Origin of the sequence: Streptomyces sp. NPDC088261 (genome assembly GCF_044740805.1) — a bacterium.
Taxonomy (GTDB): Bacteria; Actinomycetota; Actinomycetes; order Streptomycetales; family Streptomycetaceae; genus Streptomyces.
This window is the reverse complement of sequence record NZ_JBIURL010000003.1, coordinates 350,397-371,727: the sequence shown is the minus strand read 5'-3', so window position 1 is coordinate 371,727 and position 21,331 is coordinate 350,397. Positions and strand designations below refer to the sequence as shown.

Sequence of the window (21,331 nt, the reverse complement as noted above, 5' to 3'; positions counted from 1 at the left end):
TTCGGTACGCGGCGGGGCGTCCTGAGGTCGCCGTCGGCGGCCCTGCCGCGTCGGATGGTCGGTCCATCGGCCGTACATCGCCCGTCGCCCCCCTCGCTGTCTGATCTCTCCCCGCGTCGCACCCGCGCACGTCGCGACCCCCAGATCGGGACGATACACCAGTCTCGTCACTCAGGGACATAGCACTTCTACTCTCCGTCACCAGCGGGGGAGTTGCGAGTACCGGGTGTATCCACGACGCGGCCGGTCCGGGTCAGTGGCCTGTCGTGTGCACCACGTTGTGCGGTTCCTCCCCCGCCACGAACCGGGTCAGCTGTCCGGCGAGCAGCCGCTTGGCACGGGGCAGGAAGGCGGAGGTGGACCCGCCCACGTGCGGACTGATGAGAACACCCGGAGCATGCCAGAGCGGATGCCCCGGGGGGAGCGGTTCAGGCTCGGTGACGTCAAGTGCGGCCCTGATCCTTCCGCTTTCCAGCTCCCCGAGGAGCGCCTCGGTGTCGACGACGGCGCCGCGGGCCACGTTCACGAGGAGAGCGCCGTCCTTCATCCGGGCCAGGAAGTCCGCTCCCGCCAGGCCCTTCGTCTCCTCGGTGAGCGGGGTCGAGAGGATGACGACATCCGCCTCCGGGAGCAGGGCGGGCAGCGCGCCGAGCGGATGCACCTCACCGCGCTCCGTGGCACGGGCGGAGCGCGCGACGCGCGCCACCCGCGCGCACTCGAAGGGCGTGAGCCGGTCCTCGATGGCGGCGCCGATCGACCCGTACCCCACGATCAGCACCGACTTGTCGGCGAGCGCCGGGTAGAAACCGGAGCGCCACTCCTCGCGCTCCTGGCCCGCGACGAATCCGGGAATCCCCCGCAGGGAGGCGAGGATCAGGGTGAGGGCGAGTTCGGCGGTGCTGGCCTCGTGGACGCCCTTCGCGTTGCACAGCCGGATGCCGGCGGGCAGGGACGCGAGGCCCGGCAGCACGTGGTCGGTGCCGGCCGACAGCGTCTGTACGACCCGTACGGACGTCATCCGCGCGAGCGGCCGGACCGCCACCTCCGCGCCCTTCATGTACGGGACGACGTAGAAGGCGCAGTCGGCGGGATCCGCGGGGAAGTCCTCCGCGCCGTCCCAGTGGACGTAGCGGGGTCCGGCGGGGAGCCCTTCGATCCCGTCCGCCGGTATCGGGAGCCAGATGTCTGAAGTCATGGCCAGGAGGCTATGCGACGGCTGTCCGGAGCCGCCGCCGGCGGGGTCCGCCCCCCGGCGGGCCGGGCGGGCGCGGGGGTTAGCGTGTGGGCGGAACGAGAAGGGACACGGCGGTTGGAGCGCAGGACCATCGGTGCGGCGGCCCTCGACGTGGGCGCGATCGGGCTCGGCTGCGCGCCGATGAGCTGGGCGTACACCGCCTCGGAGCAGCGCGGCGACCGGTCGCTGCGGGCCGTGCACGCGGCGCTGGACGCGGGTACGAGCCTGCTCGACACGGCCGACATGTACGGGCCGTTCACCAACGAGCTGCTGCTGGGGCGGGTGGTGGAGGAGCGGCGGGACGAGATCTTCGTCTCGACCAAGTGCGGTCTGCTGGTGGGCGACCGGCATCTGGTCGCCAACGGCCACCCCCGGTATGTGAAGCGGGCCTGTGACGCCTCGCTGCGGCGGCTGCGGACCGAGGTGATCGATCTGTACCAACTCCACCGCGCGGACCCGGAGATACCCGTCGAGGAGACGTGGGGGGCCATGGCGGAGCTGGTGGGCGCGGGGAAGGTACGGGCGCTCGGGCTGTGCGCGGTCGAGGCGGGGCCGACGGCGTCGCGGGCCTTCCGCCGGGGTGCGCGGACGCGGCCGTACGAGGCGACCGTCCGGCAGCTGGAACGGGTGCAGCAGGTCTTCCCGGTGAGCGCGGTCCAGGCGGAGCTGTCCCTGTGGTCGCCGGAGGCGCTGGAGCGGCTGCTGCCGTGGTGCGAGGCGCGCGGGGTGGGGTTCCTGGCGGCGATGCCGCTGGGGAGCGGTTTCCTGACCGGGACGCTCACGCCGGGGCAGGGCTTCGAGCCGGACGACGTACGGGCCAGGCATCCGCGGTTCACGGCGGAGATGATGGCCGCGAACCAGCCGCTGGTCGCGGGGATACGACGGGTCGCGGAGCGGCACGGCGCGACCCCGGCGCAGGTGGCGCTGGCGTGGGTGCTGGGGCGGGGGCCGCACGTGGTGCCCGTACCGGGGACCAAGCGGGCGGAGTGGGCGGTGGAGAACGCGGGCGCGGCGGGGCTGGCGCTGACGGCGGCGGATCTGGCGGATCTGGCGGCGCTTCCGGCGGCGCGGGGGTCCTGGGACTGAGTGCGGGGCACGCGGAATCCCGCGCTCCGGGGAATCCGTGGTCCGGCGGTGGGAACCTGACACGGGGCAGCGGTGTAAGAACGGTAGGAACCGCAGCGCTCACCCGCCGAAGGGATCAGAACCGTGCAACGTTCAGCAGTGACGGCCGTATGGGCCGCTGCCGTGCTTCTCGTGGCCACCGGATGCTCCTCCGACGGCGGTGACGGGCAGCGGACCGGCCGGATCCCGGTCCCCGCGCCGACCACGGAGGGCACGTCCGCCGGCGCGTCGGCCGGGGCGCCGTCCACCGGCGCGGAGGCGAGCGAGTCGGCGGCGCCCGCGAAGGGCTCGGCGAAGGTGGCGCGCACGCTCACCGAGGGGCTCAAGTCGCCGTGGGGTCTGGCCGCCCTGCCCGACGGCGACCTGCTGGTGTCCTCCCGGGACGAGGGCACGATCACGCGCGTCGCCGAGGACAGCGGGAAGCAGACGAAGGTCGGCTCGGTGCCGGGCGTCTCGCCCGACGGCGAGGGGGGCCTGCTGGGGATCGCGCTCTCCCCGTCGTACGCCTCGGACCACCTGGTGTACGCGTATTTCACGACGGAGTCCGACAACCGCGTCGCGCGGATGCGCTACGACGACACGAGGCCGGCCGGGGAGCAGCTGGGCGCGCCGGACACGGTCCTGCGGTCGATCCCCAAGGGCACCATCCACAACGGCGGGCGGATCGCGTTCGGCCCGGACAAGATGCTCTACGCGGGTACGGGCGAGACGGGCGAGACGGGTCTCGCGCAGGACATGAAGTCGCTGGCGGGCAAGATCCTGCGGATGACCCCGGACGGGGATCCCGCGCCCGGCAATCCGGTGCCCGACTCGCTGGTGTACTCGCCGGGCCACCGCAATGTGCAGGGCCTGGCCTGGGATTCCAGGAACCGGCTGTGGGCGGCGGAGTTCGGCCAGAACACCTGGGACGAGCTGAACCTGATCGAGCCGGGGAAGAACTACGGCTGGCCGGACGTCGAGGGAAAGGCCGGGAAGGCGGGGTTCACGGACCCGGTGGTCCAGTGGCCGACGAGCGAGGCGTCCCCGAGCGGGATCGCGTACGCGCGGGGCTCCATCTGGATGGCGGGACTGCGCGGCGAGCGGCTGTGGCGCGTTCCGCTGGACGGACGGGAATCGGCGGCGGCGCCCCAGGCGTTCTTCCAGGGGCAGTACGGCCGTCTGCGCACGGTGCTCGCGGTGGGCGGCGGCAAGGTGTGGTTGGTGACCAGCGAAACGGACACCAGGGGGACACCGCGGCCGGGGGACGACAAGATCCTCCAGCTGGAGGTCTCATGACTACCTGTAGCGAGAAGGTGGACCGTCCGTGTTCAACATGATCGAGCAGCTCTTCGCACCCGGCCGCAAGCACACCACCGAGGAGCAGAAGCGGCTGGAGCTGAGCCGGGTCGACGTCGACGCGAACGATCCGGGGCGGGGGCCGATAGACCTCGCCTCGGGGAAGGTGACGATACGGGTCCCGGCCGAGCAGGCCGGGGCTTCGGCGCCGTCCGACCCGGCCGGTCCGTCGCCCGCGAGCTGAGCCGGAGCGGAACGTTCCGCGCCCTGCGGACCTCAGGCCGCCGGGTCGCTGAACAGGCGCAGGCGGTGGGCCGTCGCGGCGGCCTCCGTGCGGCCCGAGACGCCGAGCTTTCCCAGGATGTTGGAGACGTGCACGCTCGCCGTCTTCGGCGAGATGTACAGCTCCTCGGCGATCCGGCGGTTGGTGTGGCCCGCGGCGACCAGCCGCAGGACGTCCTGTTCGCGCGGGGTCAGGCCCAGGGCCCGTACGGGATCGGTGTCCGCGCCCGTGAGGGCGGCCCGGCCGGGGTCGGCGTCGAGGGCGATACGGGCCCGGGCGGCGAGCTGTTCGGTCTCCTCGGCCAGCGGGCGGGCGCCGAGGCCGGTCGCGAGTGCGTGGGCCCGGGCCAGCGGGCCGGCCGCGGCGGAGCGGTCGGCGTGGGCGTCCAGGAGGGCGGCGGCCCAGCCGCACTGCGCCAGCGCCGTCTCGTAGGGGCGCCCGGTCTGCTCGAAGGCGACGGCCGCGCGCCCCCAAAGGTCCGGGGTCGTACGGCCCTCGGCGCGCGCCAGCTCGGCGTCGAGCAGCAGACCGTACGCCTGCCAGACGGGCACGATCGTCGGCAGCCGCTTGGCCTCGGCCCGTACGGCGGCCAGGGTCCGCGCCCGGCCCTCCGCCGCGCCCGGCAGGCCCAGCGCCCCGGCCTCCATCGCGACCGCCGCGCACAGCAGCGGGAGCGCGTACCGCTGGGTGCCCGGCGGGAAGCCCCTTCCGACGGCCTGCCGGAACTCCTCGCGGGCGTCGGCGAGCCTGCCCTGCCGCGCGGCGACGCTCATCGCCATCCTGGACAGCGAGATGGAGTGCTGCGGCTGCGGGTCGTGGGTGCCGTAGAACGCGCGGGCCGCGTCCACCTGGGCCCGCGCCTCGGCCAGGTCGCCCCGGCGCAGGGCCAGTTCGGCGCGGCGGTCGGCGATCAGGCCCCGGGTCTTGCGGGAGAGGGCGAGCGCGGCGGCCTCGTCGAGGACCCGGTCCGCCTCGGTCCAGCGGCCCAGCGAGGTGAGTGACTGGGCGAGGTTGCCGCGCACCCAGCTCTCCGAGTTGGCGAGCCCCCGCTGGTGGCAGACGGCGATGGCCAGTTCGGCGGCGGTGACGGCCTCCGCCGAGCGGCCCACGGCCTCCAGCGTGGACGGCAGGTTGGTGCCGGCCCGGCCGATGATGCCGACGGCGCCGATCTCGGCGGCCCGGTCGCGCACCGCGTACATCTCGGCGAGGCCCTCCTCGATGCCGCCCGCGTCGGCGGTGAGCCAGCCGTGGGTGAGGCGGGCGTGCAGCTCGATGAACTCGGCGCCGACCAGCTCGGCGTACTCGACGGCCCGGGTCGCGGCAGCCAGCGCGTCGGGGCCGGGCCGGTGCAGGGCGCCCCAGCTCGCGATGTTGACCAGGATGTCGGCGTGCACGGCCGACGGCGGCAGGCCGCGTACCAGCTCCTGGGCGGTGGCGAGTTCCTGCCAGCCGTCGCCGCGCGTGAGGTCCTGCATGAGCCGGGAGCGCTGGGTCCAGAACCACGCGGCGCGCAGCGGGTCGGTGTCCCGCTCCAGGACCCGCATGGCCTTCTTGGAGATCGCCAGGGCCCGTTCGCGGTCGCCGCCGAAGCGCGCGGCGACGGTCGCCTCCGCCATCAGGTCGAGGTACGAGAGCGCGGAGGTCTTCGTACCACCGGCGCACGCCGGGTAGACCTCGGCGTCGTCCGGCGGCCGGAGGGTGGCGAGCACTTCCGGCGGGGCGTCGTCCCACAGCTCCATGGCCCGCTCCAGCAGGCGCAGTTGCTCGGAGTGGGCGTAGCGCTGCCGGGCCTCGACGGCGGCGCTGAGGACGACGGGCAGGGCCTTGGCCGCGTCGTGGGCGTTGTACCAGTACCCGGCGAGGCGGGTGGTCCGTACGTCGGCGCAGACGTACCCCGGATGCGCCTCCAGGGCCTCCGCGTAGCGGCGGTTGAGCCGGGAGCGCTCGCCGGGGAGCAGGTCGTCGCTGACCGCCTCGCGGACCAGCGAGTGGCGGAAGCGGTAGCTGTTGTCGTCCACCGGGAGCAGGATGTTCGCGCCGACGGCGAGCCGCAGCGCCTCGATGAGGTCGTCCTCGGTGAGCCGCGAGACGGCGAGCAGCAGCGGGTGTTCGACGGTGGTGCCGCCCTCGGCGACGATCCGGACGATCCGCTGGGCGTGCTCCGGAAGGGCCTCGACCCGGACGAGCAGGACGTCGCGCAGGGACTCGCTCAGGCCGGGGCGGCAGCCGGTGCCGTACGAACAGGCCAGTTCCTCCACGAAGAAGGCGTTGCCGTCGGAGCGGGTGAAGATCTCGTCCAGCAGGGCCGCGTCCGGTTCGGCGGCGAGGATGCCGGCCAGCTGGATGGCGACCTCGGCGCGGGTGAAGCGGGAGAGTTCGAGGTGGCGTACGGACCGCAGGCGGTCCAGCTCGGCCAGGAGCGGGCGCAGCGGGTGGCGGCGGTGGATGTCGTCGGCGCGGTAGGTGGCGATGACGACGAGCCGGCCGCGGCGCAGGGCGCGGAAGAGGTAGGCGAGGAGGTTCCGGGTGGAGGCGTCGGACCAGTGCAGGTCCTCCAGGACGAGTACGACCGTACGGTCGGCGGCCAGGCGCTCCAGGAGGCGGACGGTCAGTTCGAAGAGGCGCGCGGTGGAGTCCTCGCCGAGCGCCTCCCGCCCCGACTGCCCCAGCTCGGGCAGGATCCGGGCCAGTTCGCCCTCCTGGCCGTCGGCCGCCGCGATCAGTTCGTCGGGCAGGCGGCGCAGCAGGGAGCGCAGGGCGGTGGAGAAGGGGGCGAAGGGCAGTCCGTCGGCGCCGATCTCGACGCAGCCGCCGACGGCGACGACGGCCTTCCGCGCGCAGGCGGTGTCGAGCAGTTCCTCGACCAGGCGGGTCTTGCCGACCCCGGCCTCGCCGCTGACGAGCAACGCCTGGGGCTCACCGGCGTCGGCGCGGGCGAGCGCTTCGGTGAGGGCGGTCAGTTCGCCGGCTCTGCCGACGAACACAGGGCTGACGGACCTGGTATCCACACGGCCGAGCATCGCACAACTGCCCGAGCCCGGCGTACCGGTTTGTCCGTGCGCAGGTCCGTTCGTCTGCCCGTGCGGGCCGGGCGCGGGAACGGGGGTGCGCGCCCGCGTGAGGGCGGGCGCGCGCTCCGGCGCGGGCACGAGGGCCCGCGCCGGAGCGGCCTGCGGTTCGGTCTGCGCTCCGGCCCGCTGTCCGGCCCGCGGTACGGCCCGTGGCCTCATGCCGCGCGCGCGAAGCGGTCGCGGAGGGGATTCACCGGCCCCTCCCCGGCGTCCCTGGCGGCTCGCCGCGCCTCGCGCCGCGCGGCCCGGGCCTCCCGGACGAGCCGCCCCTGGGCGGCCCGGCGCAGCAGCTCGTCGGTGTGGATCTTCTGGAGTTCGTACTCGAACATGGTGTTCCCCCTGGGGCGAAGGTTCCGGCGTCGGCGTCCGGTGATGCCTCCACCCTCGCCGCCCAGGGGGTCCGCCCACATCGGGAGAGTGCCGCATTTCGCGACCCCCCGGGGCCTTAGGGCGTGTCCGCGAAGTGGGGCCGGGCGCGGGGGTGCGGACGTACGGGCATAGGTACGGCCTAAGGCTCCGGCGGCGAAGCGCGCGGGGGCCTTAGGCCGGGAGGAGAGCCGAGCGGAGAGCCCGGAGGGAAAGCGGTCGTCCGCCGGGTGCCTACGGGGCCGCCGGGGCGGCCGGCGGCGCGGGCGGCACCGGGATCGACGCGAAGATGTCGAAGTACATGCCCAGCGCGACCAGGATGCCCACAAAGCCGAGGACGGCCCCCGCGACGGCGACGGGACGCACCCAGCCGGTCCGCTGCGGCAGGGCCACCACGATCGCGCCGACCAGCAGGGCGAGCAGCGCGACGACCCCGTTGGCGGCGGCGGAGGCGTGCCACGCGTCGGCGTACCCCTCGGAGATCTGCTTGGCGGCGGTGGCGCTCTGGTCCAGCTTGACCTGCCCGGAGAGGGCCTCGCGCTCGGAGAGGACCTTGCCGAACCAGGTGCCGGTCAGGCCGACGATGCCGAGGGCCAGGGCGAGGAAGGCGCCGGCCATGGAGCCCAGGCCGGAGTGACCGCGCTCGGCGGCGAGCTCGTCCGCGAAGTCGTCGTCGCCGTCGTCGGACTCGTCGTCGAACTCGACCACGAGCGCGCCGTCCGCGCCGGTCCCCCCGGCGGGGTCCGCCGTGCGGGGAGCGGGCACCGCCTCGTCACGCACGTCGCTCTCCCCGGCCTTGGGCTCGGTGGCCGCGGCGCTCTCAGGCGTGGGGTCCTGGGACGACTCCGGCTCGGGGGTCTGGGTCTTGGAGGTGGGGTTCATACGGCGCACGCTAGGGGCGAAGTCTGAGAACTTCCTGAGAACGCCGGAACTGACCGGAAGTGGCTCAACCTCAGGCGCCCTCCGGGCCGTCCCCCGGCGCCCTCCCGGCGGTCCCCCGGCGCCCGGTCACCCGGCCACTGGGGGGCACGGCTCCGCCCCGTCACCCGGCGATGTCACCCGGCGATGTCGCGGACGTCCGACTCCCTCTTCACCGCCGTCACCCGGTGCCGTACCTCGTGGACCGTCCCGCTCGGACGGCACTCGGGTGCCTCGACGCTGATCCGTGGCAGCCACCGGTCCAGCCGCTTCGGCAGCCACCAGTTGGCACCGCCGAGCAGGTGCATGAGCGCGGGCACCAGCAGGGTACGGAGGACGAACGCGTCCAGCGCAACCGCGGCGGCCAGGGCGATGCCGAACATCGCGATGACCCGTTCGCCGCTGAGGACGAAGGCCAGGAACACCGAAATCATGATGACGGCCGCCGAGTTGATCACCCGTCCGGTCTCGGCGAGCCCGACCCGTACCGCCCGTCTGTTGTCGCCGGTCTCCAGCCACTCCTCGTACATCCGGCTGACCAGGAAGACCTGGTAGTCCATGGAGAGACCGAAGAGGACGGACACCATGATCACGGGCAGGAACGGTTCGATCGGCCCGCCGCCCCCGAGCCCCAGCAGCTCGCTCCCCCACCCCCACTGGAAGATCGCGACCACCACCCCGAAGGACGAGGCGACGGCGGCCACGTTCATCACCGCCGCCTTGAGCGGGATGCCCAGGGAGCGGAAGGCGAGCAGGAGGAGCAGACAGCCGAGGCTGATCACCACCCCGACGAAGAGCGGCAGTTTGCCGACGATCGTGGCGGCGAAGTCGTCGTAGCTGGCGGTGACCCCGCCGACGTACACCTCCAGGGAGGTGTCGGTCTCGGCGCGCGGGACCACGTCCGTACGCAACCGGTCGACCAGCTCGCTGGTCTGGCGGGACTGCGGGGCCGACGTCGGTACGACGGTGAGCGACGCGGTGTCGCCGCTGCCGTTGAACATGATCGGGCCGACGGACGCCACCCCCTCGGTCGTACGGAGCAGGTCGGGCAGCTGGTCCATGGCGAGCCGGTCGTCCGCGCCGTCGAGGTGCGCGACCAGCGCGAGCGGCCCGTTGACGCCGGGGCCGAATCCGTCGGCGAGCCGGTCGTACGCCTGCCGGGTGGTGGTCGTGGCGGGGTCGTTGCCCTGGTCGGAGGTACCGAGGTGGAGGGAGAGCGTGGGCAGGGCCAGGAGGAGCATCACCCCGGCGGCGATCGCGCCCAGCAGCTTGGGGTGGCGCTCCACGAAGAGCGACCAGCGGACGGCGAGGCCGCCGGGGACCTCGGGCTCGGGGCCGCGGGTGGCGAGCCGCGCGCGTTCGCGCCGGCTCAGCGCGCGCGTCCCCACGAACGACAGCAGGGACGGCAGGAGGGTGACGGACGCGGCGACCGTCAGCACGACGGTGAGGGACGCGGCGATCGCGACGCCGTTGAGGAAGCCGAGCCGGAGGACCAGCATGCCGAGCAGGGCGATGCAGACGGTGGCCCCGGCGAAGACGACGGCCCTGCCGGTGGTCGCGACGGCGTTGGTGGCGGCCTCGGTGACGGTGAGCCCGCGTTTGAGGCCCTTGCGGTGCCGGGTGACGATGAACAGCGCGTAGTCGATCCCGACGCCGAGCCCGATCAGCAGGCCGAGCATGGGCGCGAAGTCGGCGACGGTCATCACATGGCCGAGGAGCACGATGCCCGCGTACGCCGTGCCGACCGAGACGAGCGCGGTGGCGAGGGGCAGCGCGCTGGCGGCGAGCGAGCCGAAGGCCAGGAAGAGGACGACGGCGGCGACGACCACCCCCACGATCTCGGTGAGGTGGGCGCCCGTCGAGCCCTGGGTGAGGGCGACGGCGTCACCGCCCAGGTCCACGTCGAGAGTGTCCGTGGCGGCGGCCTTCGCGGTGTCGACCACCGCCTGGGCCCGCGCCTCCGGGAGGTCGTCGGCCTGCTGGTCGAAGGTGACGGTCGCGTAGGCGGTACGGCCGTCCTCGCTGATCCGGCCGTCGCCGTCGGGGGCGTACGGGCTGACCACGGACGAGACCCCGGGCAGCTTCGCGATGGTGGCGAGCGTCCTGCTCATGTCCTGGCGGACCTCGCCCGTACGGACCGAGCCCCGGTCCGTGTGCCAGACGACGGAGTCGCTGTCACCGCCGAGCCCCTGGAACTTCTCGGTGAGGAGCTGGGCCGCGTGCCCGGACTCGCTGCCGGACGTGTCGGAGCTGGTGGAGCTCGAGTACGAGGACCCCATCACCTGCGCCGCCACCGTGACGCCCCCGAGGGTGGTCAGCCACAGGAGGACGGCGAGCAGGCGATGCCTGACGCACCATCGCGCGAGGGCTGCCAAGAGGGTGCTCCCAGGGGTTCGTGGCTCCGCACCGTGAACACCCGTCGTGGGGCGTGGGGATCCTGGGTGAAGAGCGCGTGACCTACGGAGAGCCACTCTCGCAGCCGGTAATGATCATTTGTCCGCTTCGTGGGTTTACTCACAGTGCCCGCCGACCGGGAACTCCCACGGAAGAGCCGCGCGACGGAAGCCGGGGAGCCGGTCTCCGACAACCGGACATTCCCTTACTTATCTACACTTGTCCCACCTGGCGCCTGTCCGTCCCGAGGAGTGATCCGCCCCATGTCCGAGTGGTCCCCACAGAACCTTCCCCGCCAGCAGGGCCGCCTCGCCGTCGTGACCGGCGCCAACAGCGGCATCGGCGAGGTCACCGCCGTCGAGCTGGCGCGCGCGGGCGCCGAGGTCGTGCTGGCGGGACGCTCCGCCGACAAGGTCCGCGCCGCCGCCGGCCGGCTCACCGCGGCCGTCCCCGGCGCCGCGGTCCGCGCCGAGGCGCTCGACCTCTCCGACCTGTCCTCCGTCGCGGCCTTCGCCGGCCGGCTGACCGAGAGCGGCCGCCCGCTGGACCTGCTGGTCAACAACGCCGGCGTGATGGCCATCCCCGAGCGCCGTACCACGAAGAACGGCTTCGAGCTGACCTTCGGCATCAACCACCTCGGCCACTTCGCGCTCACCGGACGCCTGCTGCCGCTGCTGCTCAAGGCGCCCGCGCCGAGAGTGGTGACGGTCAGCGCGGCGATCGCCGGAGCCAGGGCCTTCACCGGTGACCTGGAGGATCCGCAGAGCGTGAAGCACTACCGGCCGATGGCTTCGTACGCCAGGTCCAAGCTCGCCAACATCCTCTTCGCCCAGGAGCTCCAGCGCCGCGCCGACGCGGCGGGAGTGCCCCTGACCAGCGTGGTCGTCCACCCGGGCTCGGCCTTCACCGGACTCCAGCAGCACAGCTCCGGCCTCACCCGCCACCTGTCGAGGCTCGCGATCGGGCGGGTCATCGGCTCCAGTACGGAGGAGGCCGCGCTGCCCTCGCTGTACGCGGCGACCGCCCGGGACGTGACCCCGGGCGGCTACTACGAGCCGGGCGGCAGGCGCGGCGCGCCCGAGACGCCGCAGCCCGCCAAGCTGCCGGCGGCGGCGTCGGACATCCGGCTGGCGGCGAGCCTGTGGACGGACTCGGAGGAGCAGACCCACGTCTGCTACCACTGGTCCTGAAGCAGGCCCGCCGCGTCCGCCGGCCGGGTCGGATCGGTGACCGGCCGGATCGGTGACCGGTTGGATCCGGGACCGGCCGGATCGGTGACCGGTCGTCAGGCGGGGAGCAGGAACTGCTGGTTGGTGCCGCCCGCGCAGGTCCAGATCTGGAGCCGCGCACCGTTGGCCGTGGACTTGTCCGTGACGTCCAGGCACTTGCCGGACACCGGGTTCACCAGCGTGTTGCCGGTGCCCTTCTGCCACTGCTGGGCGCCCGTGCCGTTGCAGTCGTACAACTGCGCCTTGGTGCCGTTCGCCGTCCCCGCCGCGGCGAGGTCGAGGCACTTGCCGAGCGCCCGGACCGTACCGTCCGTGGACACCGTCCACTGCTGGGCGGTGGAGCCGTTGCAGTCGTAGAGCTGTACGGCCGTCCCGTTGGCGTTGCTCGCCGCGTTCACGTCGACGCACTTGCCGCCGAGTCCGGTGATCCTGCCGGTCGCGCCGCCGGTGGGCGGCGGGGTGGTGCCGCCGCCGGGGCCCGTAACGCCGTTGAAGATGCTGGAGAACTGCCAGGCGCTCTGCGACGTGCCGCTGCACGTGTCGGAGAGGGTGCCGTTGCTCGCGCAGGCCTTGTCCCGGCCGAGCGCCCAGAAGGCCAGCTCCTGGATGCCCTTCGCCTTGGCGAAGGCGGCGAGGGTGTTCGCGTTGCCCGTGGAGAACACCTCGGCCGTGGTGTCGTTCACCCCGATCATCGGGGTGTTGCCCTCCATCGCCCACAGCTGCGCGTCGGTCTTGGTGGTCCAGATCCGGCCGAGCTGGGCGTGCAGCGCGGTGGCCGCGTCCGTGGCCGCCTTGCCCATGTCCATCGCCGGGCCGTAGTCCATCGTCATCAGGTTGACGAGGTTCACGGTCAGGTTGTTGTTCTTGGCGTTGGTCAGCAGGTCGAGCTGGTCCTGGGGCAGACCGGTGGGGTCGGTCGCCAGGGTGAACTGCACGTCGAGCTTCCTGCCGGCCGCCGCGTACTCCTGCTGGAGCTGGGCGAGCGCCTTGTTGCGGCGGTCGTTGGCCGCGTCGTCGTCGATGACACCGTCGCCCTCGATGTCGAAGTCGACCCGGGTCAGGTTGAGGCCGTCGATGACCCGCTTGTACTGGGTCTTGAGGGCGGCCACCGAGGTGCAGGCCTGTGCCAGCTCGGTGCCGGCGGCGCCGCCGAACGAGGCGATGACGTCGCCGCCCGCGGCCCGGTTGGCGTTGATCGCCGAGGTCCAGCCGGCGTCGGTGAGGGGGGTGTCCCCGTTGTACGTGGCGTTGCAGCCGCCGCCGTCGATGATGAAGGCGAGGGTGAAGTACTTGAGCCCGGTGGCGTTGCGGGCGTTGGCCATCGCCGACGGCGCGGCGTAGGTCTCGATGTAGGGCGCCGCGTACTGCGCGGGGAAGCCGGGGCCCGGGTTGGCCGCGGCGCTGGCGCCGCCGGCCGTGGCGACGACCGCGGTGGCGGCCAGGGCGAGCACGGCCGGGACGGCGGCGAGGGCTCTCGTACAGGATCGGAACACGGAAACTCCTGTCATGGACGCATCAATTCACACGTGGGGGTGGAGCGCAGACAAGTACCGGAATGTGTGGAGGGGGATCGGCCGTCGTGGTTCAGGTGAAAGAACGGAGACCGTTCATGTGAACCGGCCGGTGTGGGAACGAGTAAAGGACTAGACCAACGGCGCGTCAATGGCCTGGCCACCGATCACATGACATGCAGACCTGGTTTTTGACGGCTGTTTACCCGCGCGGGGTCAGCTCCCGAAGGCGAGCAGGGACAGCCAGAGCCCGACCGTCGAGACCAGGAGCGTGGCGGGCACGGTCAGCAGCCCCAGCCGGGTGAACAGCCCCAACTCCGCCTCGGTGCGGTGCTCGTGCAGGATGCGCCGCCACAGCAGGGTCGCCAGGGAGCCGACGTACGTGAGGTTCGGACCGAGGTTGACCCCGATCAGCGCGGCCAGGACCGGCCCCGGTCCGGCGGGCCCGACGACCGGCAACAGGGCCAGGATCGCGGGGAGGTTGTTGATCAGGTTGGACAGGACGGCGGCCACGGCGGCGATCGCCAGCAGCGCGGCCAGCGACGAGCCGTCCGGGAGCAGGTGCTCGATCCCGGTGTTGAGGCCGTTGTCCACGACCGCCTTGACCACCACGCCGAGCGCGAGGACGAAGAGGCAGAAGAGCGGCGAGGCGGCGCGGACGAGACCGGGCACGGTCGTACGGCGCTGCGCCAGCGCACGGACGGCGAGGACGACGGCCCCGGCGAACGCCGCCCAGACCGGCTCGATGCCGGCGAACGAGGTGACCACGAACCCGGCGAGGGTCAGGCCGAGGACGACGAGGGTGAAGACGGGGACGGGGGTGGTCTTGTCGCGTACCGGATCGGAGCCCGTATCCCCGTCGGTATCCGCGACCGTGTCCGCGCCCGTATTCGCGCCCGGATCCGTGCCCGCGTCCAGGTCCGCCGCGAAGAACCGGCGGAACACCACGTACTCCACCCCCACCGCCGCGATCCACGGCAGGGTCATCAGCAGCGCGAACCGCGTGAACGACAGCCCGCTCGCCGTGAGCGCCAGCAGGTTGGTGAGGTTGGAGACCGGCAGCAGCAGCGAGGCGGAGTTGGCGAGATGGGCGCACGCGTACACGTGCGGCCGGGGCCGGGCACCGAGCCGCGCGGCGGTCGCGAAGACCACCGGCGTGAGCAGGACGACCGTCGCGTCCAGGCTGAGGATCGCGGTGATGACGGCGGCCACGGCGAACACCCCGCCCAGCAGCCGCCGCGGCCGGCGCCCGCACACCCGCGCCACCAGCTCCCCCGCCGCCTTGAACAGCCCTTCGTCGGCGCAGAGCTGGGCCAGGACGAGCACCGCCGCGAGGAAGCCGACCACCGGCAGCAGGCTGTGCGTCTGCTGCCACGCCTCGTGCGGCGATACGGCACCGAGGGCGACGAGCAGCAGCGCCGCGGGGACGGCGGCGACCGCCTCCGGCCACCCGCGCGGGCGGACGACGGCGAACGCCAGCACCGCCAGCAGCAGCGCGACGGAGACGGTTTCCGCGACGACGACGTTCAGAGCGCACTCCTGAAGCACCCGGCATGGGTCGGGGGGGGGGGGCCCCCCGGGGGGGGGGCCCCCCCCGGGCCCCCCCCCCCCCCCCGGGGGGCCCCCCCCCCCCCCCCCCGGCCCCCCCCCCCCCCCCCCCCCCGCCCCCCCCCGCTGGTGTGTGTACCGCGCGCCTCGCCGTTTCAGGCCCCCCCCCCCCCCGGGGGGGGGGGGGGGGGGGGGCCCCCCGGGGGGGGCCCCCCACCCCCGGTGGCATACATACAGCGCGGGGTCAGCCCCCGCCCGGACCGAGGATCAGCCCTCGACGCCCAGCTTCTCCAGGATCAGTTCGCGCACCCGCGCCGCGTCCGCCTGGCCGCGCGTGGCCTTCATGACCGCGCCGACCAGCGCGCCCGCCGCCGCTACCTTGCCCGCCCTGATCTTGTCGGCGATCGCCGCGTTGCCCGCGATCGCCTCGTCCACGGCCGGCCCCAGCGCGCCCTCGTCGGAGACGACCTTGAGGCCGCGCTTCTCCACGACGGTGTCCGGGTCGCCCTCGCCGGCGAGGACGCCGTCCAAGACCTGCCGGGCCAGCTTGTCGTTGAGGTCGCCGGACACGACCAGCGCCGCCACCCGGGCCACCTGCTCCGGGGTGATGGGCAGCTCGTCCAGCGCGCGGCCCGATTCGTTGGCGTGACGGGCCAGCTCGCCCATCCACCACTTGCGGGCCTGGTCAGCGGGGGCGCCGACGGCGATCGTGGCGACGATCGGCTCGATCGCGCCCGCGTTCAGCATCGACTGCATGTCGTGCTCGGTGACGCCCCACTCCTCGCGGAGCCGGTTCCGCCGCGCGCGCGGCATCTCGGGCAGCCCGGCGCGCAGTTCCTCGACCCAGTCACGGGCGGGGGCGACGGGCACGAGGTCGGGCTCCGGGAAGTAACGGTAGTCCTCCGCGTTGTCCTTGACGCGGCCGGCCGTGGTGGACCCGTCCTCCTCGTGGAAGTGGCGGGTCTCCTGGACGACCGTGCCGCCCGAGTTCAGCACCGCGGCGTGGCGCTGGATCTCGTAGTGGGCGGCGCGCTCCACGCTCCGGAGCGAGTTGACGTTCTTCGTCTCGGAGCGGGTGCCGAACTCCTCGCGGCCGTGCGGGCGCAGCGACAGGTTCACGTCGCACCGCATCTGGCCCATCTCCATGCGCGCCTCGGACACCCCGAGCGCCTTGATGAGTTCGCGCAGCTCGGCGACGTACGCCTTGGCGACCTCGGGGGCCCGGGCGCCCGCGCCCTCGATCGGCTTGGTGACGATCTCGATGAGCGGGATGCCGGCACGGTTGTAGTCGAGCAGGGAGTGGGACGCGCCGTGGATACGGCCGGTGGCGCCGCCGACGTGCAGCGACTTGCCGGTGTCCTCCTCCATGTGGGCGCGCTCGATCTGCACCCGGAAGATCTCGCCGTCGTCGAGCTGGACGTCCAGATGGCCGTTGAAGGCGATCGGCTCGTCGTACTGCGAGGTCTGGAAGTTCTTGGGCATGTCCGGATAGAAGTAGTTCTTCCGGGCGAAACGGCACCAGTCGGCGATCTCGCAGTTGAGCGCGAGGCCGATCTTGATCGCCGACTCGACCCCGATCGCGTTGACGACCGGGAGCGAGCCGGGCAGACCCAGACAGGTGGGGCAGGTCTGCGAGTTGGGGTCGGCCCCCAGCTCGGTCGAGCAGCCGCAGAACATCTTGGTCCTGGTGCCGAGTTCGACATGGACCTCCAGGCCCATGACGGGATCGTACGTAGCGAGGGCGTCCTCGTACGGCACGAGTTCAGTGACGGTCACGGTGAAACATTCCCTCTCAGCCCAGCAGGACGTCGTCGTCGCCCAGGCGCTTCAGCTCGCGGTACAGGATCGCCAGCCCGGTGACGATGGCCGCGGCCGAGATGGCGGCATCGACGAGGCGGAGCGTGTCCTGCTCGGTACGGGCCCTCTTGACCTGCTTGGCGACGCTGAGGGCGCTGAAGGCCGTGGTGGCCATGGACAGGTAGGTGCCGGACTTTGACTTCTTGAAGCCCTTGGCCTTGCTGATCGCGTTACTCATAGTGACGGTGCCTCCTCCAGCAGCGGGTGCCCCCACCTTTCCACGAAGGCGGCCTCGACGGCGGCTCCGACCTTGTACAGCCGGTCGTCCTTCAGGGCGGGGGCGATGATCTGGAGCCCGACCGGCAGGCCGTCCTCCGGCGCGAGGCCGCAGGGCAGGGACATGGCCGCGTTGCCGGCCATGTTGGTCGGGATGGTGCACAGGTCCGCGAGGTACATCGCCATCGGGTCGTCGGCGCGCTCGCCGATCGCGAAGGCGGTGGTCGGGGTCGTCGGGGAGACGATCACGTCGACCTGTTCGAACGCCTTCTCGAAGTCGCGGGTGATGAGGGTGCGGACCTTCTGGGCCGAGCCGTAGTACGCGTCGTAGTAGCCGGAGCTGAGCGCGTACGTACCGAGGATGACGCGGCGCTTGACCTCGTCGCCGAAGCCCGCCTCGCGGGTCAGGGCGGTGACGTCCTCGGCGGAGCGGGTGCCGTCGTCGCCGACCCGCAGGCCGTAGCGCATGGCGTCGAACCGCGCGAGGTTCGAGGAGCACTCGGAGGGCGCGATCAGGTAGTACGCCGACAGCGCGAGGTCGAAGGACGGGCAGTCCAGCTCCACGACGGTGGCGCCGAGCTTGGTGAGCAGCTCCACCGCCTCGTCGAAGCGCTGGACGACCCCGGCCTGGTAGCCCTCGCCGGAGAACTGCTTGACGACGCCCACGCGCATCCCGGCGACCGACCCGTTGCGGGCCGCCTCGACCACGGAGGGGACCGGCGCGTCGATGGACGTGGAGTCCATCGGGTCGTGCCCGGCGATCACCTCGTGGAGCAGGGCCGCGTCCAGGACCGTACGGGCGCAGGGGCCGCCCTGGTCCAGGGAGGACGAGAAGGCGACCATGCCGTACCGCGAGACCCCGCCGTAGGTCGGCTTGACGCCGACCGTGCCGGTGAGCGCGGCGGGCTGGCGGATCGAGCCGCCGGTGTCCGTACCGATGGCCAGGGGTGCTTCGTACGAGGCCAGCGCGGCGGACGAGCCGCCGCCGGAGCCGCCGGGGACCCGGGTCAGGTCCCAGGGATTGCCGGTGGGGCCGTACGCGCTGTTCTCCGTGGAGGACCCCATGGCGAACTCGTCCATGTTGGTCTTGCCGAGGATGACCACGCCGGCGGCCTTGAGGCGCTGGGTGACCGTCGCGTCGTACGGCGGGATCCAGCCTTCGAGGATCTTGGAGCCGACGGTGGTCGGCACACCCTCGGTGGTGAAGATGTCCTTGAGCGCGAGCGGGACCCCGGCGAGCGGGCCCAGCTCCTCGCCGGCCGCGCGCCGCGCGTCCACCGCGCGGGCCTGGGCGAGCGCGCCCTCCCGGTCGACGTGGAGGAAGGCGTGGACCTTCTCGTCCACCGCCTCGATCCTGGCGAGGTGTGCCTCGGTGACCTCGACGGCCGTGAGTTCGCCCGAGGCGATCTTCTCGGCGATCGCGGCCGCGGTGAGCCTGATGATGTCGGTCTTGATGGTCGTGCCGCCATCCGTGTTGCTGTCCGTCATGGCTGTTTAGTCCTCCCCCAGGATCTGCGGCACCTTGAAACGCTGCTGCTCCTGGGCCGGGGCGCCGGAGAGCGCCTGCGCGGGGGTGAGCGACGGACGGACCTCGTCCGCGCGCATGACGTTCGTCAGCGGCAGCGGATGGGAGGTCGGCGGTACGTCTTGGTCGGCGACCTCGGACACGCGGGCGACCGCGCCGATGATGTCGTCGAGCTGTCCGGCGAAGTGTTCGAGCTCTTCGGCCTTCAGCTCCAGACGCGCCAGCCGTGCGAGGTGAGCGACCTCCTCGCGCGTGATGCCAGGCATGCGGCGATCCTCAGGGGTGAGTGAGAGTGGTTTCGGCCCCAATCCTATGGGTCCGAGCCCCCTCCCCACGAAACGGTTCGCCGCTGACCCGTCCGGGTGAGCGCGGCGGGCGCCTCCGGACCGGGTGGCGGGACGGCCGGATCCGCCTCGGTACGCCGCGATCCGTCACGGGATCGGCCTGATCCGTTACGGGACCGCCTGGCCGGACTGTTCGCGGCGCGCGGCCGCCTCCAGCTCCGCCGGGCGCTGCCAGCCGTGCTCGCTCCTCGCCCGCAGCCAGGCCGTGGCCTCGTGGGGCGGCATCGCGGCGGCCACCAGCCAGCCCTGTACGGCGTCGCAGCCCAGGTCCCGCAGCCGCTCCCAGGTCTCGTCGTCCTCGACGCCCTCCGCGACGACCACCAGGCCCAGCGAGTGCGCCAGGTCGACCGTGCAGCGGACGATCTCCGCGTCCTCGTTGTCGACGGCGAGCCGGGCCACGAAGGACCGGTCGATCTTCAGCTCGCTCACCGGCAGGCGGCGCAGGTGCACGAGCGAGGAGTACCCCGTACCGAAGTCGTCCAGGGACATCTTCACCCCGTGGCCGGTGAGGCCCGCGAGGGTGTCGGCGGCCCGCTGGGGGTCCTCCAGCAGGACGTGTTCCGTTATCTCCAGCTGGAGCGAGCCCGGCGGGACGCCGTGCCGGGCGAGGCGGGCGGCGACGGAACCGGCGAAGCCGGGGGTGTGGACGTCGCGCGGCGACACGTTGACGGCCACCGGGGTCATGAGGCCCTGGGCCCGCCAGCGGGCGACCTGGGCGAGGGCCGTGTCCAGGACGTACTCGGTCAGGTGGGGCATCAGCCCGGAGGACTCGGCGATGGCGATGAACTCGTCAGGGGGGACCCGGCCGCGCTCCGGGTGCACCCAGCGCACCAGCGCCTCCAGGCCGGCCACCTGGCCGTCGAAGCGCACCTTCGGCTGGTAGTGCAGCTCCACCTCGCCGGCGTCCAGCGCCCGGCGCAGGTCGCCCAGCAGGCCCAGCCGGTCCGGGGTGTTGGAGTCCCGCTTGGACTCGTACACCTCGACGCCCGTACGGTCCCGCTTCGCCTGGTACATCGCGACGTCCGCGCGGCGCAGCAGCCCTTCCGCGTCGAGCGCGTGCTCGGGATAGACGGCGACCCCGGCGCTGGCCTCCAGGACGAGCGTGAGGCCGTCCAGGTCGAGCGGGGAGGACAGTTCGGCGACCAGGTGGCGGGCGACGCGCTGGGCGCTGGTCGTGGAGTCGCAGGTGGGGAGCAGGACGGCGAACTCGTCGCCCCCGAGTCTGGCCGCCTCCGCGCCCTGCGGCAGGGCGAGGCGCAGCCGGTCCGCTATCTGCAACAGCAGCCGGTCACCGGCGAGATGGCCCAGCGTGTCGTTGACGGAACGGAAGCGGTCGAGGTCTATCAGGACCAGCGCGGACCGGGCGCCCAGCGACTCGGCCTCCTCCAGGGCCGACCAGGTCCGCTCCAGCAGCCACTGCCGGTTGGGCAGGCCGGTGAGCGGGTCGCGCAGCTGCTCCTCGGCCCGGGCGCGGGCGATCCACAGGGTGGAGTCGAGGGCGATGAGCGGGATGGAGAAGAGCGGCAGGAGCACCGGCAGGGACACGGCGACCACGCAGATCAGCGGGGCGATCCCGAGGAGCGCCGCGGCGACCAGCCCTTGGCGCATCAGGGCCGTACGGGCGAGGTGGGGCAGGCCGCCGCCCTGCGGGGTGAGCGCGTACCAGAGCAGGACGCGCATGACGACGAGATGCGCGCAGGCGGCGAGCACGATCTCGGCGACGCCGCCGATCCCCCAGTCGAGCGGCTGCCAGGGCTCGGCGACGGTCGGGACGTCCCCGAACAGGGCGAGGACGAGCGCGGCGGACCCTATGCCCAGGATGTCCGCGGCGCCGTTCAGGACGCCCTGACGCCAGCGGTGGCGGCGGGCGACGCCGACGAGCACCACGACGGCCAGGCTGACCAGTCCGGCCGGCACCCACCCGTACAGCAGCAGGACGGCGAGGGTGAGGGCCGCGCCGGAGCCCGTGCCGCCCCACCAGCGGTCACGGCCGAGCGCGACGAGGTGGCCGACGATGATGCCGGTGAGGACGGCCAGCGACCAGCCTTCGGTGCCGCCGGGGAAGAGCGCCCGGTCCTCCTGGACCGTGCGGACGATGCCGGTGGTCAGCACGACCACGGCGATTCCGACGACAGCGGCGGGAAATCTCTCCGTCATCCCCGCAAATGCCGCGAAACCGCGCGGGGGTGAGACCGGGGCGGCGCTCTCGGTCGGTTTCATTCCCGTCCCTCTCACAGCCGGCGGAGCCGATGCCACGCGATGGCACGTTGTCATGCCACCACGGCCGGCATCCCTCCACACGGCCGCGCACGACAGGCGCACGACTCAACAGTAGGCCGCCAAGTGCCCTGACGGGCAGCGCTCTACAGCTGTTGCCCGAATGCAACCCGCCCATCCGTATCCAACGGATTTGCGCCGAACGGGTGAGCTTGAGG

General features: G+C 72.8%; 16 protein-coding genes. 4 read left to right on the top strand and 12 right to left on the bottom strand.

The window, feature by feature from the left end; genetic code table 11:
* Positions 1-253: 253 nt before the first annotated feature.
* On the bottom strand, positions 254-1,195 hold the full coding sequence (locus ACIODU_RS08845; RefSeq protein ID WP_401765548.1) for a 2-hydroxyacid dehydrogenase: 942 nt from the start codon (positions 1,193-1,195) through the stop codon (positions 254-256).
* A gap of 114 nt (positions 1,196-1,309) precedes the next feature.
* Here ACIODU_RS08845 and ACIODU_RS08840 point away from each other — a divergent pair, with 114 nt between their 5' ends.
* The 3 genes from ACIODU_RS08840 (at position 1,310) to ACIODU_RS08830 (ending at position 3,878) form a co-directional block, all read left to right on the top strand.
* Complete coding sequence (locus tag ACIODU_RS08840; RefSeq protein ID WP_401765546.1) at positions 1,310-2,320, top strand: aldo/keto reductase; 1,011 nt, start codon at positions 1,310-1,312, stop codon at positions 2,318-2,320.
* A 123-nt stretch (positions 2,321-2,443) separates the two neighbouring features.
* Complete coding sequence (locus tag ACIODU_RS08835; protein ID WP_401765543.1) at positions 2,444-3,634, top strand: PQQ-dependent sugar dehydrogenase; 1,191 nt, start codon at positions 2,444-2,446, stop codon at positions 3,632-3,634.
* A 37-nt stretch (positions 3,635-3,671) separates the two neighbouring features.
* A complete protein-coding gene (locus tag ACIODU_RS08830; protein ID WP_401765897.1) occupies positions 3,672-3,878 on the top strand; it encodes a DUF6191 domain-containing protein in 207 nt (68 codons plus the stop codon).
* A 32-nt stretch (positions 3,879-3,910) separates the two neighbouring features.
* Here the strand turns inward: ACIODU_RS08830 and ACIODU_RS08825 are convergent, their stop codons facing one another.
* From ACIODU_RS08825 to ACIODU_RS08810, 4 genes are all read right to left on the bottom strand, one after another.
* Entirely contained in the window at positions 3,911-6,937 is a 3,027-nt protein-coding gene (locus ACIODU_RS08825; protein ID WP_401765540.1) for an AAA family ATPase, read from the bottom strand.
* A 206-nt stretch (positions 6,938-7,143) separates the two neighbouring features.
* Positions 7,144-7,317, bottom strand: a complete 174-nt coding sequence (locus ACIODU_RS08820) for a hypothetical protein (RefSeq protein ID WP_401765538.1) — start codon at positions 7,315-7,317, stop codon at positions 7,144-7,146.
* 271 nt (positions 7,318-7,588) lie between these two features.
* On the bottom strand, positions 7,589-8,236 hold the full coding sequence (locus tag ACIODU_RS08815) for a hypothetical protein (protein ID WP_401765535.1): 648 nt from the start codon (positions 8,234-8,236) through the stop codon (positions 7,589-7,591).
* A 173-nt stretch (positions 8,237-8,409) separates the two neighbouring features.
* Positions 8,410-10,647, bottom strand: coding sequence for an MMPL family transporter (locus ACIODU_RS08810; protein ID WP_401765533.1), 2,238 nt, complete (start codon positions 10,645-10,647; stop codon positions 8,410-8,412).
* Positions 10,648-10,929: 282 nt separating this feature from the next.
* Here ACIODU_RS08810 and ACIODU_RS08805 point away from each other — a divergent pair, with 282 nt between their 5' ends.
* Positions 10,930-11,856, top strand: coding sequence for an oxidoreductase (locus tag ACIODU_RS08805; RefSeq protein ID WP_401765530.1), 927 nt, complete (start codon positions 10,930-10,932; stop codon positions 11,854-11,856).
* A 95-nt stretch (positions 11,857-11,951) separates the two neighbouring features.
* Here the strand turns inward: ACIODU_RS08805 and ACIODU_RS08800 are convergent, their stop codons facing one another.
* From ACIODU_RS08800 to ACIODU_RS08770, 7 genes are all read right to left on the bottom strand, one after another.
* Positions 11,952-13,388 carry an RICIN domain-containing protein gene (locus ACIODU_RS08800; protein ID WP_401765527.1) on the bottom strand — a complete coding sequence of 479 codons (1,437 nt, stop codon included), beginning with the start codon at positions 13,386-13,388 and terminating at the stop codon, positions 11,952-11,954.
* 234 nt (positions 13,389-13,622) lie between these two features.
* The gene (locus ACIODU_RS08795; protein WP_401765524.1) at positions 13,623-14,954 is read right to left on the bottom strand and encodes an SLC13 family permease; all 1,332 of its coding nucleotides are present in this window, start codon (positions 14,952-14,954) and stop codon (positions 13,623-13,625) included.
* Between the two features lie 267 nt (positions 14,955-15,221).
* Positions 15,222-16,730 (bottom strand): Asp-tRNA(Asn)/Glu-tRNA(Gln) amidotransferase subunit GatB, encoded by a 1,509-nt coding sequence (gatB, locus tag ACIODU_RS08790; protein ID WP_401765521.1) that lies wholly within the window; start codon positions 16,728-16,730, stop codon positions 15,222-15,224.
* 16 nt (positions 16,731-16,746) lie between these two features.
* A complete protein-coding gene (locus tag ACIODU_RS08785; RefSeq protein WP_161308315.1) occupies positions 16,747-16,989 on the bottom strand; it encodes a hypothetical protein in 243 nt (80 codons plus the stop codon).
* Positions 16,986-18,515 (bottom strand): Asp-tRNA(Asn)/Glu-tRNA(Gln) amidotransferase subunit GatA, encoded by a 1,530-nt coding sequence (gene gatA, locus ACIODU_RS08780; protein ID WP_356431310.1) that lies wholly within the window; start codon positions 18,513-18,515, stop codon positions 16,986-16,988. The genes ACIODU_RS08785 and gatA overlap by 4 nt, the downstream gene beginning before the upstream one ends.
* Positions 18,516-18,521: 6 nt before the next feature.
* On the bottom strand, positions 18,522-18,818 hold the full coding sequence (gene gatC, locus ACIODU_RS08775; protein WP_150487524.1) for an Asp-tRNA(Asn)/Glu-tRNA(Gln) amidotransferase subunit GatC: 297 nt from the start codon (positions 18,816-18,818) through the stop codon (positions 18,522-18,524).
* 186 nt (positions 18,819-19,004) lie between these two features.
* Positions 19,005-21,116, bottom strand: coding sequence for a bifunctional diguanylate cyclase/phosphodiesterase (locus ACIODU_RS08770; RefSeq protein ID WP_327234355.1), 2,112 nt, complete (start codon positions 21,114-21,116; stop codon positions 19,005-19,007).
* Between the last annotated feature and the right edge of the window lie 215 nt (positions 21,117-21,331).